The organism is Xanthomonas sp. LF06-19, from assembly GCF_034105425.1.
Taxonomy (GTDB): Bacteria; Pseudomonadota; Gammaproteobacteria; order Xanthomonadales; family Xanthomonadaceae; genus Xanthomonas_A; species Xanthomonas_A sontii.
Map to the genome: position 1 here is coordinate 86,968 of NZ_JAXGGH010000001.1, position 11,845 is coordinate 98,812.

The window sequence follows — 11,845 nt, forward strand, 5'->3', positions numbered from 1 at the left end:
CACCGAGACCATGGATCCCCTTCTCCCGTCAGGAGAAGGTGCCCCGAAGGGGCGGATGAGGGTCCGGGCGAAGCCTCGTACAGCGTCCGCTAGCGCAAGTTGGATGCGCGAGGGCTACGCTCCGTACCCTCACCCCAACCCCTCTCCCGATGGGAGAGGGGCAATAACGCCTTAGCTCGCTGCAGCTGGCTCAGTAGACAATCCTTCTCCCACCAAGACCACGGATCCCCTTCTCCCATCGGGAGAAGGTGCCCCGAAGGGGCGGATGAGGGTACGGGCGAAGCCTCGTACAGCGTCCGCTAGCGCAAGTTGGATACGCGGAGGGCTTCGCTCCGTACCCTCACCCCAACCCCTCTCCCGATGGGAGAGGGGCAGTGCACCACGTACCTTGCACGCGCCGCGGAGAGATCGGGCCGCGGTCAGGCTATGCCGCGCTCGTCTACAAGAACCGGTCGCGCATTCACCCGCCCACCACTCGTGCGCAGGCAACATCCCCGCCGCCATCGCGCATCCGCACGACAGCCAGATCTTCCGATTCGTGCGACGCCTGCGCTGCGCCGTCGTGGCCGCCATGCCGCGCCCGCAGCCGTGCAGGGGAAATGCGACGCGGGTGCATCCGTGTTCCGGTTTCGCCCGTATCGCTCCCAAGTCCCCCAATGAGACGCGCTTGTGCCGAGTCCCGTTCCGGAACCCAGCCCTTCCACAACGCCACCTGCCGCGCGTGGCCGCATCCTGCGCACCTTGCGGCGGTGGTTCGACACCAGTGCCGAGATCGAGCTGGATCCGGCGCGCGCCGACCGTATCGACTGGCTGCGCGCCGCGCCCTACATCGGCCTGCACCTGGCGTGCCTGGGCGTGTTCTGGGTCGGCGTGTCCTGGTTCGCCGTCGGCATGGCGGTGGCGATGTACGCCGTGCGCATGTTCGCGCTCACCGGCTTCTACCACCGCTATTTCGCGCACCGCGCGTTCAAGACCTCGCGCCCGGTGCAGTTCCTGTTCGCCGCGATCGGCGCCACCTGCGTGCAGCGCGGGCCGCTGTGGTGGGCCGCCCACCACCGCAACCATCATCGCCATACCGATACCCCGGCCGATCCGCATTCGCCGCGCCAGCACGGCTTCTGGTGGAGCCATAGCGGCTGGTTCCTGACCCCGCGCGGCTTCCGCACCGACTGGGAAGCGATCCCGGACCTGCGCCGCTTCCCCGAACTGCGCTTCCTCGACCGCTTCGACCTGCTGCTGCCAGTGCTGCTGGCGCTGGCGCTGTTCCTGCTCGGCGGGTGGCTGCAGCGGCACGTGCCGCAGCTCGGCACCGATGGCCCGCAGTTGCTCGTGTGGGGCTTCTTCGTCTCGACCGTGGCGCTGTTCCATGCCACCTTCACCATCAACTCGCTGGCGCACCGCTTCGGCAGCCGCCGCTTCGACACCCGCGACGACAGCCGCAACAACCTGTGGCTGGCGCTGCTGACCTTCGGCGAAGGCTGGCACAACAACCACCATTTCTTCCCCGGCGCCGCGCGCCAGGGCTTCCGCTGGTGGGAACTGGACCTGACCTGGTACGGCCTGAAGGCGCTGTCGTGGACCCGCGTGATCCGCGAGCTCAAGCCGGTGCCGGCCGGGCTGGTGCGTGCGCAGGCGCGTGCCCGATGAGCCGGATCGCGGTGGTAGGCTCGGGGATCGCCGGCCTCGGCGCGGCGTGGCTGCTGTCGCAGCGCCACGAGGTGACGCTGTACGAGGCGGCCGACTATCTCGGCGGCCACACCCATACCCACGCGATCGAACTGGACGGCGCGGAATACGCGGTGGACAGCGGCTTCATCGTGTTCAATCCGGAGCATTACCCGCTGCTGAGCGCGTTGTTCGCGCGGCTGGGAGTCGAGTCGCAGCCGACCACGATGAGTTTTTCGGTGCACGAGGAACGCACCGGGCTGGAGTACAACGCCGGCACGCTCGACGGGCTGTTCTGCCAGCGCCGCAACCTGCTGTCGCCGCGCTTCTGGCGCATGCTGCGCGATCTGCGGCGGTTCTACCGTGAGGCGCCGCAGGTGCTGCACGACGCCAGGCTGGCGCAGCTCACCCTCGGCGACTTCCTGCAGCGCCACCGCTACTCCGAGGTATTCCGCGACGCGCACCTGGTGCCGATGGCCTCGGCGCTGTGGTCCTCGCCGTCGCGGCAGATCCTCGATTTCCCGATGCGCCAGCTGATCGGCTTCATGGCCAATCACCACATGCTGCAGGTCAGCGGCCGCCCGCAGTGGCGGGTGGTGCGCGGCGGCTCCAACAGCTACGTGCGCGCGCTGCGCAGCCGCTGGCGCGTGCGCGAGCGGCTCGGCACGCCGGTGCGCGCGCTGCAGCGCACGGCCCACGGCAGCGTCGCGATCGCCTGCGATGCCGACACCCAGCAATACGACCACGCGGTATTGGCCTGCCATGCCGACGACGCGCTGCGCCTGCTGACCGACCCCAGCGACGCGGAAATCGCGATCCTCGGCGCGATCGGCTACCAGGACAACGAGACCGTGCTGCACACCGATGCGCGCGTGCTGCCGCGCGACCGCCGCGCCTGGGCCGCCTGGAACGCGCACGTGCCGGCGGATCCGGACGCGCCGTGCACGGTCAGCTACTGGATGAACGCGCTGCAGTCGCTGCAGGCGCCGCAGCCGTTCATCGTCAGCCTCAACCGCACGGATGCGATCGATCCGGCCAAGGTGCTGCGACGCATGCGCTACCGGCATCCGCTGCAGACCCAGGCGTCGGTGGCGGCGCAGGCGCGCAAGGGCGAGATCCAGGGCCAGCGCAATACCTGGTTCGCCGGCGCCGGCTGGGGCTTCGGCTTCCACGAGGACGGCCTGCGCAGCGCGGTCGACGTCGCCGCCGCGCTGGGGGTACCCTGGTCATGACGCTGATGCGCCGTGCTGCCGTGCCCGCCCCGCCGACTGGCGCCGTCTCGACAACGTCGGCGGCGGCGGGCACGACCCTGCATGGCCTGCACAGCGCGGTATACACCGGCTGGGTGCGGCATCGCCGTTACGCGCCGAAAGCGCTGGCGTTCCGCTATCCGCTGTTCCTGCTGTACCTGGACCTGGACGAACTGGAGCAGGTGTTCGCGCGGCGCTGGCTGTGGTCGGTGAACCGGCGCAACCTGGCCGAGTTCCGCCGCAGCGACTACCTGGGCGACCCCGCGCAGCCGCTGGACGAGGCGGTGCGCGACCGCGTGCAGCAGCACACCGGCGAGCGTCCGCTGGGCCCGGTGCGCATGCTCACCCACCTGCGCTACTTCGGCCACTGCTTCAATCCGGTCACGTTCTACTACTGCCACGACGCGCAGCAGCGCCTGCACAGCATCGTCGCCGAGATCACCAACACGCCGTGGCGGCAGCGCCACGCCTATGTGCTGCCGATGGCCGAGGCGCGCAGTCACGGCACCACGCACGCCTGGGGCTTCGCCAAGCGCTTCCACGTCTCGCCGTTCATGGCGATGGCGCACACCTACGCCTGGCGCTTCAGCGAACCCGGCGCGCAACTGCGCGTGCACATGGACGTGCTCGATCCCGCGCCGGCTGCGACGCGGCGGCGCTTCGACGCCACCCTGGTGCTCGAACGCCGGGCCCTCGATGGCGCCAGCCTGGCGCAGGCGCTGCTGCGCTATCCGGCGATGACCCTGCAGGTCATGGCTAAGATCCACTGGCAGGCGCTGCGGCTGTGGCTGCGCGGCAACCCGGTGCACGACCACCCCGACCACTCCCTTCCGCGAGAACGCCGATGAACGCTCCGCACGCGCCCTCTTCCGCCGCCGCGCTGGCCCCTGCCGCACCGCCGCTGCGCGGGCTCGACCGCCTGCTGCGGCAGCGCCTGCTCGCCACCCTGGACGGCCTGCGCGAGGGCCAGTTGCGCATCGAGGAAGCCGGCACGCTGACCACGCTGGGCGATCCCAGCGTCAGCGCCGACACACTGCAGGCGCATCTGCGCATCCACGACCCGCGCTTCTACCGCCAGGCCGCGCTCAACGGCAGCGTCGGCGTCGGCGAGGCGTACATGGACGGCCTGTGGGACTGCGACGACCTGGTCGCACTGGTACGCCTGCTGGTGCGCAACCGCGACCGCCTGGACGCGATGGAAACCGGCCTGGCCCGGCTCGGCGGCCTGGCGATGCGCGGCCTGCACGCGTTCGCGCGCAATACCCGCGCCGGCAGCCGCCGCAACATCGCCGCGCACTACGACCTGGGCAATCCGTTGTTCGAGCTGTTCCTGGATCGCAACCTGATGTACTCCTCGGCGATCTTCCGCGACGCCGACGCCGCCTTGGGCGAAGCCGCGCTGGAACGCGCCGCCGAACGCAAGCTGCAGCGCATCTGCGCCAAGCTCGACCTGCAGCCGCACCACCACCTGGTCGAGATCGGCACCGGCTGGGGCGGGTTCGCGCTGCACGCGGCCAAGCACCACGGCTGCCGCGTCACCACCACCACCATCTCGCGCGAGCAGTACGAACTGGCCCGGCAGCGCATCGCGGCCGCCGGGCTGTCGGACCGGGTCGAGGTGCTGCTGCGCGACTACCGCGATCTCGACGGCCGCTACGATCGCCTGGTCTCGATCGAGATGATCGAGGCGATCGGCCATCAATACCTGGATACCTACTTCGGCAAGGTCGGCAGCCTGCTCAAGGACGACGGCCAGGCGCTGATCCAGGCCATCACCATCGAGGACCACCGCTACGCGCAGGCGCTCAAGTCGGTGGACTTCATCAAGCGCCACATCTTCCCGGGCAGCTTCATTCCCTCGGTGGCGGCGATGACCGGGGCGATCGGCCGCGCCAGCGACCTGCGTCTGTTCAACCTGGAAGACATCGGCCCCAGCTACGCGCTGACCCTGCGCGCCTGGCGCGAGCGCTTCATGGCAAAGCTGCCGCAGGTGCGCGCGCTCGGCTACGACGAACGCTTCATCCGCATGTGGGAGTTCTACCTGGCCTACTGCGAAGGCGGTTTCCTGGAGCGCTCGATCGGCGACGTGCACCTGTGGCTGAGCAAGCCGCGCGCACGGCCGGCGCAGTTCGCGCCGGCGCTGGCGGGCGACGCATGAGCAACCTGATCAACTACCTCGCCCTGCAGGGGCTGTGGCTGGCCGCCGTCGTCGGCGCCGCGCACGGCTTGGCCTGGGCCGGCCCGGCGGCGCTGGCGCTGTTCGCGCTGTACCAGTTGCAGGCGCGGCGCCGCGCGCATGGCGACGCCGCGCTGATCGCCCTGGCGTTGCCGCTGGGTGCCGGTGTCGATGCGGCTATGCGCGCCGGCGACTGGGTGCGCTACGCCGCCGCGCCGCCGGCACCGTGGCCGCCGCTGTGGATCCTGGCGCTGTGGGCCGGCTTCGCGCTGACCTTCCAGCACTCGCTGGCCTGGGTGATGCGCCATCCCTGGCGCGCGGCGCTGTTCGGCGCCATTGGCGGCCCGCTGGGCTATGTGCTGGCCGCGCGCGGCTGGCAGGCGGTGACGCTGGTGGCGCCCACGCCGCAGGCGCTGCTGGCGCTGGCTGTGGGCTGGGCCGCGGCGCTGACCTTGCTGAGCCTGGCGACGCGCCGCCTGATGGTCGCCACGCCGGCGCTGCCGGCCACCGGAGCGGTGCGATGAACGCCTGGCCGCTCCTGCATGTGGGCATCTTCACCGTGCTGGTCATGCTCGCCGGCTGGGCCTGGCAGCGACATACCCGCAATGCCGGCGTGGTCGATGTGCTGTGGTCGGCCTGCATGGCGCTGACCGCGGTGTACTGCGCCTGGCGCGCCGATGGCGCGCTGCTGCCGCGGGTGCTGACCGCGGTGCTGGGCGGGCTGTGGGGCGCGCGCCTGGCCTGGCATCTGGGCGTACGCGTGTTCGGCGATGCGCACGAAGACGGCCGCTATCGTGCCCTGCGCGAGCACTGGCACGGCGACCAGCGCAAGTTCCTGGCGTTCTTCCTCGGCCAGGCGCTGGTGGTGCTGGCGTTCGCGGTGCCGCTGTCGGTGGCCGCGCGCAATCCGCAGCCGCAGTGGAGCGTGTGGACCACGTTGGCGGTCGCGACCTGGCTGATCGCGGTCGGCGGGGAAAGCCTGGCCGACCGGCAACTGGCCGCGTTCCGCACCGACCCGGCGAACAAGGGCAAGACCTGCCGCCAAGGCCTGTGGCGCTATTCGCGGCATCCGAACTACTTCTTCGAATTCGTGCACTGGTTCGCCTACGTGTTCCTGGCGGTGGGCAGCGGCGCGCTGTGGGTCGGCGTGGCCGCGCTGGGCCCGTTGCTGATGTTCGCCTTCCTCTATCGCGTCACCGGCATTCCCTATACCGAACAGCAAGCGCTGCGCTCGCGCGGCCGCGATTACGCCGACTACCAGCGCAGCACCAGCGCCTTCTTCCCCATGCCGCCGCGGCACTGAGCCGCGCGAGGAGATCCGCCATGTCCAGTACCTTCGCCACCTCTTCCCCGCCTGCCGCGCCGGCCGAGCCGCTGGCCACGCGCCTGGCCGAATCCGGCCTGCTGCCCGACGCCATGCTGCGCGCGGCGATGCGCCGGTTGTGCGCGCAACGCTTGCGCGACGAGCGCGCCGGCGGCGCCGACGCGGCCTGGGAACGCCAGCGCCTGCTGATCGAATCGTTGCGCGAGAGCGCCATCGCGATCGAGACCGACGCAGCCAACCGCCAGCACTACGAAGTGCCGCCGCGCTTCTTCGAGCTGTGCCTGGGCAAGCGCCTGAAGTACAGCAGCTGCTATTGGGATGCGACCACGCCCGACCTGGACGCGGCCGAAGAACGCATGCTGCAGCTGTACGCCGAACGCGCACAGTTGCGCGACCGTCAGCGCATCCTCGAACTGGGCTGCGGCTGGGGCTCGCTGACGCTGTGGATGGCCGAGCAGTTCCCCGGCGCACGCATCACCGCGGTCTCCAACTCGCGGCCGCAGCGCGAGCACATCGAAGCGCAATGCCGCGCGCGCGGACTGGGCAACGTCAAGGTGATCACCCACGACGCCAACACCCTGACCCTGCCGACCGAGAGCTACGACCGTGTTGTCTCGATCGAGATGTTCGAGCACATGCGCAACTACCGCGAACTGCTCAAGCGGGTCAGCCACTGGCTGGTGCCGGGCGGCCGGCTGTTCGTGCACATCTTCTGCCATCGCGACCTGGCCTACCCGTTCGAGGTGCAGGGCGAGGACAACTGGATGGGCCGGCACTTCTTCACCGGCGGCCTGATGCCGGCGGCCGACACCCTGCTGCAGTTCCAGGACGACCTGGCGATCGAACGCCGCTGGCTGCTGTCCGGCCAGCATTACGAGAAGACCGCCAACGCCTGGCTGCACAACCAGGACCGCCACCGCGACACGCTGATGCCGGTGCTGCAGGCCACCTACGGCGCCGACGCCAAGATCTGGTGGCAACGCTGGCGCATGTTCTGGATGGCCTGCGCGGAACTGTTCGGCTACGAACAGGGCCAGCAGTGGGGCGTGGCGCATTACCGGTTCGTCAGGCGCTGAGGCGCTGGGGTGCCGGGAATGGAGAATGGGGAAACGGGAATGGGTGTCCCGCGAGTGCCCGGGTTACCTGCGCACCCAAGGAACTTCCGGTCAACCGCGACGGGCTTTACCGGCGACGCCTGTCGCGGCTAAAGCCACTGCTTCACGCGGTCGCTCAGGCGACGCACTGCCGGCTTTCCCATTCCCGATTCCCGACTCCCCATTCCCGGCTTTCACGCCGCAGCGGTAATCACGATCTCGATCTTCCAGGCCGGGTCGGCCAGCTTGGCCTGCACGGTGGCGCGGGCCGGGGTGTTGCCCGGGCTGACCCATTCTTCCCAGACCTTGTTCATTTCGGCGAACTCGGCCAGGTCGGTCATGAAGATCTCCGCGCGCAGGATCCGGCTCTTGTCGGTGGCGGCGAGCGCCAGCAACCGGTCGATCGCGGCCAGCACCTGGCGGGTCTGGCCGGCGATGTCTTCGCTGGTATCGTCCGCGATCTGCCCGGCCAGATAGGCCACGCCGTTGTACACGGTCATCTCCGACATCCGCGGGCCGGTATCGAAACGCTGGATCATGATGCGCTGTCCTGTAGTGGGAAGACCGCGCCATTGTCGCGCGATTGCGCCGCGGCTGCAGGCACCGGCCGCCACACGCGATACGCCACCGGCAGCAGCCAGGCCAGGATCAACACGATCGGCAGTTTCTGGGTCAGCCCGCGCGGCGGTGCGCGCCACAGCACATGCACCCACAGGGCCACGAACGCCAGCACCGCCAGCAGCAACAGCGGCCCGGCGCGGCCCTTCCACGCCGCCTGCCCGCGCAGCCACGCGCTCTGCAGCAGCATCGCCGTGGTCACGCACAGGAACGCGGTCTGCGCGGAGAGTCCGTGCACCAGCGGCGCCAGCAGCGGTGCGCGCTGCGGCAGGTAGCTGTCGCCGATCGCCACGCCGCACAGGCCGAGCGCGGCGCAGCCGAACAGCAATACAGGCGCACCGCTGCGCGCGCGTGGCGGCGCCTGCGCATACAGCCCGGCCGCCAGCGCCACCACGCCGACGGCCAGCAGGACGTAGACGGTGCGCAGCAGCAGGCCGCCGGGCCCATGCAGGTACTGGCTGAGCGTGGCCTGCTGCCAGTGCAGATCGGCACGCACGACCTGCAACGCCATGGCCACGCCGAGGAACAGCAGCGCCAGCAGCAGCGCCGCGGCGCCGGCCAGGCGCGTCCAGCGCGGCGGCGAGGGAAAGGGAGATGCGGACAAGGGCATCGACAGGCTCCGGAACCGACACAGACCGTCGCCACATGCGCCGGCCACGGCCCCTGCCGCGGTCCAGACGCCGTGGCGACGTGCGATTCCACTATCATGCGCGTCGCCGGCACGGCCGGTATAGCCTGGAGCGTGGGATGCACGGCAAGAGGAGCGGTACGGCTGACAGGGGTGCGATGTGTGCGCTGCGGGGTGCGGCCCGGGAGGGCGCCAAGCTCACCGGTACCGCACTCGCCTTCGCGCCGCTGACCGCGACCGCTGTCGGGACCTGACGCGTGGCATCCCACCGGGGTGATGCGCGGCAGGCCGGTGCAACCCGGCTTGCCCCGACACCCCACCCACCGCGACGCAGCCACTTGGCCGCAGCCCTCTCAATGTTCGTCACACGCTTTCATCCAACCGGTATCGCGATGGCCCGTCTTCGTTTCACCCGCACTTCCGCTCCGACCGCGTCGCGCACCGCGCAACGTGCGCCGTCGCGCCTCGCCGCCGTCCGTCCGCAATGACCGACGCCGCGCCCTCTACTCCCGCCCCCACGCCCGGCTGGCGCCGTGCGCTGCCGGTGCTGGCCAGCCTGGCGATCCTGGCCCTGGCGCTGCACGCGCTGGCCACGGAGTTCAGCACCCACGGCTACAGTGCGATCCGTCACGCCTTCAACCAGCTGAGCCTCAGCCAGATCGTGCTGACCCTGCTGCTGGGCCTGAGCAGCTATGCCTGCCTGATCGGCTTCGATGCCGTCGGCCTGCGCCGCAGCGGGCGCAAGCTGCACCCGATGCGGATCAGCATTACCGCGTTCCTGGCGCATGCGGTCGGGCAGACCCTGGGCTTCGCCGCATTGACCGGCGGCGCGGTGCGCCTGCGCGGTTACGGCCGGGTCGGGCTGAGCCTGGCCGAGATCGGCCAGGTGGTGCTGATGAGCACGCTCGGCTTCGTGTTCGGCGCGTGGCTGCTGCTGGCGCTGGCCCTGACCCTGGAACCGGCCGCGGCGGCGCTGGCGCTGCCGGTCGGCGCGACTGCGGTGCGCGCGATCGGCATCGCGTTGCTGGTCGGCTTCGCCACGATGCTGCTGCTGGCCGGCCGCGACGGCCGCACCCTGCGCTGGCGCAGCCACGAACTGTGGCTGCCGGACCGGCGCACCACCCTGGGCGTGACCGCGCTGAGCGTGGTCGAACTGGGCCTGGCCAGTGCCGCGTTCTACGTGCTGCTGCCCAACGAATCGGGCATCGAGTACATCGGCTTCGTCGGCCTTTACCTGGTCGCGGTGGTGGCGGGCCTGGTCTCGACCGTGCCGGCCGGCCTGGGCGTGTTCGAGTGGAGCCTGCTCAAGCTGCTGCCCGGCGTGGCGCCGGCGGCGGTGCTGGCGGCGGCGCTGATCTACCGCATCACCTACTACGTGGTGCCGCTGCTGCTGTCGGTGCTGATGGCGTCGCTGTCCGGCCTGCGTCGGCCGCTGGCCGCCAGTGCCGGCGGGGTCCGCGTGGCCTGGCGCACGCTGCGCCCGTGGCTGCCGCAGATCATCGCCCTGGCGGTGTTCGCGGTCGGCGCGGCGCTGGTCATCGACGGCACCCTGCCCACGCCCAAGCGCCGCCAGGACATGGCGCCGCTGTCGATCATGGAAACCTCGCACCTGCTGGCCAGCCTCGGCGGCGTGGTGCTGCTGCTGATCGGCCAGGGCCTGCAGCGGCGCAGCCATGCCGCCTGGGTGCTGGCGATCGGCATCTGCGTGCTGCTGCCGCTGCCGGCCTGGCTGCGCGGCGGCCACGTCTCGGTGGCGCTGTCCTCGCTGGTGGTGGCGGTCGGCCTGTGGGGCGCGCGCCGCGAGTTCTATCGCGAGGGCGCCCTGCTCGACGAGGCCTGGTCGTGGCCGTGGCTGCGCAACCTCGGCCTGGTGCTGATCGCCACGATCTGGCTGCTGTTCTTCGTCTACAGCCACGTCGAATACCAGAACGAGCTGTGGTGGGAATTCGCCACCTCGGCCAACGCCCCACGCGCGCTGCGCGCGGTGCTGCTGGTCAGCGTGGCGGTGGTGGTATTCGGGCTGGCGCGGCTGCTGCACAGCACGCGCTCGCCGTTGCCGCCGGCCGATGGCGCGCAGCTGGACGCGCTGGCGCCGGTGCTGGCCGAGGCCACCGACACCCAGGCCTGCCTGGTGCTGACCGGCGACAAGGCGCTGCTGCAGGCCGAGGACGGCCCCGGCTTCGTGATGATGCAGCGCTACGGCGGCTCGCTGGTGGCGATGGGCGACCCGGTCGGCGCGCCGGAAGTGGCCCGCGCGCTGATCTGGCGCTTCCGCGAGGAAGCCGACCGCATGGGCCTGCGCCCGGTGTTCTACCAGGTCGGCGAGCAGCACTGGCAGACCTACCTGGACCTGGGCCTGACCCTGGTCAAGCTCGGCGAGGAAGCGATGGTGTCGCTGGAGGGCTTCCACCTGGAAGGCCGCGACCGCGCCGACCTGCGCCAGGCCTGGAACCGCGGCAAGCGCAGCGGGCTGAGCTTCCGCATCGTCGAGACCGACGCGGTGGACGCGCTGATGCCGGTGCTGGCCGAGGTCTCGCAGCAGTGGCTGGAAGACAAGGCCGGCGCCGAGAAGGGCTTCTCGCTGGGCAGCTTCGACCCGGCCTACCTGCGCCGCTTCCCGATCGCGGTGGTGGAGTTCGAAGGCAAGGTCGTGGCCTTCGCCAACCTGTGGCAGGCCCCGGCCGGCCACGAGCTGTCGGTGGACCTGATGCGGCACATCGCCGATGCGCCGAAGGGCACGATGGACTTCCTGTTCATCGAGCTGTTCCTGTGGGGCCGCGACCAGGGCTACAAGCGCTTCTCGCTGGGCATGGCGCCGCTGTCGGGCCTGGCCCAGCACCGCCTGGCCGGCCGCTGGAACCGCTTCGGCAACCTGATCGTGCGCCACGGCGAACGCTTCTACGGCTTCACCGGCCTGCGCCGCTTCAAGTCCAAGTTCGCCCCTGCCTGGCGCACCCGCTACCTCGCCGCCCCCGGCGGCATGCACCTGCCGGCCGCCCTGCTGGACGTGACCCGGCTGATCTCGCTGGATCCACGCAAGCCGGAGTGAGGCGGGGATTGGGGAGTCGGGATTGGGGATTGGCCTGGCTA

The 11,845-nt window shown here is 70.6% G+C and carries 10 protein-coding genes; 8 read left to right on the plus strand and 2 right to left on the minus strand.

The window, feature by feature from the left end:
* Window positions 1-669 precede the first annotated feature (669 nt).
* Genes SLW55_RS00370 through SLW55_RS00400 form a run of 7 tightly spaced genes read left to right on the plus strand, consistent with a single transcriptional unit; the run spans window position 670 to window position 7,491 of the window.
* Window positions 670-1,647 (plus strand): acyl-CoA desaturase, encoded by a 978-nt coding sequence (locus tag SLW55_RS00370; protein WP_295968333.1) that lies wholly within the window; start codon window positions 670-672, stop codon window positions 1,645-1,647.
* Window positions 1,644-2,897, plus strand: coding sequence for an FAD-dependent oxidoreductase (locus SLW55_RS00375; protein ID WP_320744289.1), 1,254 nt, complete (start codon window positions 1,644-1,646; stop codon window positions 2,895-2,897). Before SLW55_RS00370 ends, SLW55_RS00375 begins: the two co-directional genes overlap by 4 nt.
* A complete protein-coding gene (locus SLW55_RS00380) occupies window positions 2,894-3,763 on the plus strand; it encodes a DUF1365 domain-containing protein (RefSeq protein WP_320744290.1) in 870 nt (289 codons plus the stop codon). Before SLW55_RS00375 ends, SLW55_RS00380 begins: the two co-directional genes overlap by 4 nt.
* On the plus strand, window positions 3,760-5,073 hold the full coding sequence (locus SLW55_RS00385) for a cyclopropane-fatty-acyl-phospholipid synthase family protein (RefSeq protein ID WP_320744291.1): 1,314 nt from the start codon (window positions 3,760-3,762) through the stop codon (window positions 5,071-5,073). Before SLW55_RS00380 ends, SLW55_RS00385 begins: the two co-directional genes overlap by 4 nt.
* Window positions 5,070-5,615, plus strand: coding sequence for a DUF2878 domain-containing protein (locus tag SLW55_RS00390; RefSeq protein WP_295913288.1), 546 nt, complete (start codon window positions 5,070-5,072; stop codon window positions 5,613-5,615). Before SLW55_RS00385 ends, SLW55_RS00390 begins: the two co-directional genes overlap by 4 nt.
* Complete coding sequence (locus SLW55_RS00395) at window positions 5,612-6,394, plus strand: DUF1295 domain-containing protein (protein WP_267085102.1); 783 nt, start codon at window positions 5,612-5,614, stop codon at window positions 6,392-6,394. The genes SLW55_RS00390 and SLW55_RS00395 overlap by 4 nt, the downstream gene beginning before the upstream one ends.
* A 20-nt stretch (window positions 6,395-6,414) precedes the next feature.
* The gene (locus SLW55_RS00400; RefSeq protein ID WP_267081747.1) at window positions 6,415-7,491 is read left to right on the plus strand and encodes a cyclopropane-fatty-acyl-phospholipid synthase family protein; all 1,077 of its coding nucleotides are present in this window, start codon (window positions 6,415-6,417) and stop codon (window positions 7,489-7,491) included.
* Window positions 7,492-7,703: 212 nt separating this feature from the next.
* Here SLW55_RS00400 and SLW55_RS00405 read toward each other — a convergent pair whose 3' ends face one another.
* Together SLW55_RS00405 and SLW55_RS00410 are read right to left on the minus strand one after the other, a co-directional pair.
* Window positions 7,704-8,048: a RidA family protein gene (locus SLW55_RS00405; RefSeq protein ID WP_017910151.1), complete on the minus strand. Its 345-nt coding sequence runs from the start codon at window positions 8,046-8,048 to the stop codon at window positions 7,704-7,706.
* Window positions 8,045-8,737 carry a DUF998 domain-containing protein gene (locus SLW55_RS00410; protein ID WP_320739342.1) on the minus strand — a complete coding sequence of 231 codons (693 nt, stop codon included), beginning with the start codon at window positions 8,735-8,737 and terminating at the stop codon, window positions 8,045-8,047. Before SLW55_RS00410 ends, SLW55_RS00405 begins: the two co-directional genes overlap by 4 nt.
* A 502-nt stretch (window positions 8,738-9,239) precedes the next feature.
* On the opposite strand from SLW55_RS00410, the gene mprF reads away from it, so the two are divergent.
* Entirely contained in the window at window positions 9,240-11,804 is a 2,565-nt protein-coding gene (mprF, locus tag SLW55_RS00415; protein ID WP_150410310.1) for a bifunctional lysylphosphatidylglycerol flippase/synthetase MprF, read from the plus strand.
* Window positions 11,805-11,845 lie beyond the last annotated feature (41 nt).

Excerpts from the sequence above, each read along its gene's own strand:
- SLW55_RS00395 (WP_267085102.1), top strand. The coding sequence starts at position 5,612 with ATGAACGCCTGGCCGCTCCTGCATGTGGGCATCTTCACCGTGCTGGTC.
- SLW55_RS00405 (WP_017910151.1), bottom strand. The coding sequence starts at position 8,048 with ATGATCCAGCGTTTCGATACCGGCCCGCGGATGTCGGAGATGACCGTG.
- SLW55_RS00410 (WP_320739342.1), bottom strand. The coding sequence starts at position 8,737 with ATGCCCTTGTCCGCATCTCCCTTTCCCTCGCCGCCGCGCTGGACGCGC.
- SLW55_RS00380 (WP_320744290.1), top strand. The coding sequence starts at position 2,894 with ATGACGCTGATGCGCCGTGCTGCCGTGCCCGCCCCGCCGACTGGCGCC.
- SLW55_RS00390 (WP_295913288.1), top strand. The coding sequence starts at position 5,070 with ATGAGCAACCTGATCAACTACCTCGCCCTGCAGGGGCTGTGGCTGGCC.
- SLW55_RS00375 (WP_320744289.1), top strand. The coding sequence starts at position 1,644 with ATGAGCCGGATCGCGGTGGTAGGCTCGGGGATCGCCGGCCTCGGCGCG.
- SLW55_RS00385 (WP_320744291.1), top strand. The coding sequence starts at position 3,760 with ATGAACGCTCCGCACGCGCCCTCTTCCGCCGCCGCGCTGGCCCCTGCC.
- SLW55_RS00400 (WP_267081747.1), top strand. The coding sequence starts at position 6,415 with ATGTCCAGTACCTTCGCCACCTCTTCCCCGCCTGCCGCGCCGGCCGAG.
- mprF (WP_150410310.1), top strand. The coding sequence starts at position 9,240 with ATGACCGACGCCGCGCCCTCTACTCCCGCCCCCACGCCCGGCTGGCGC.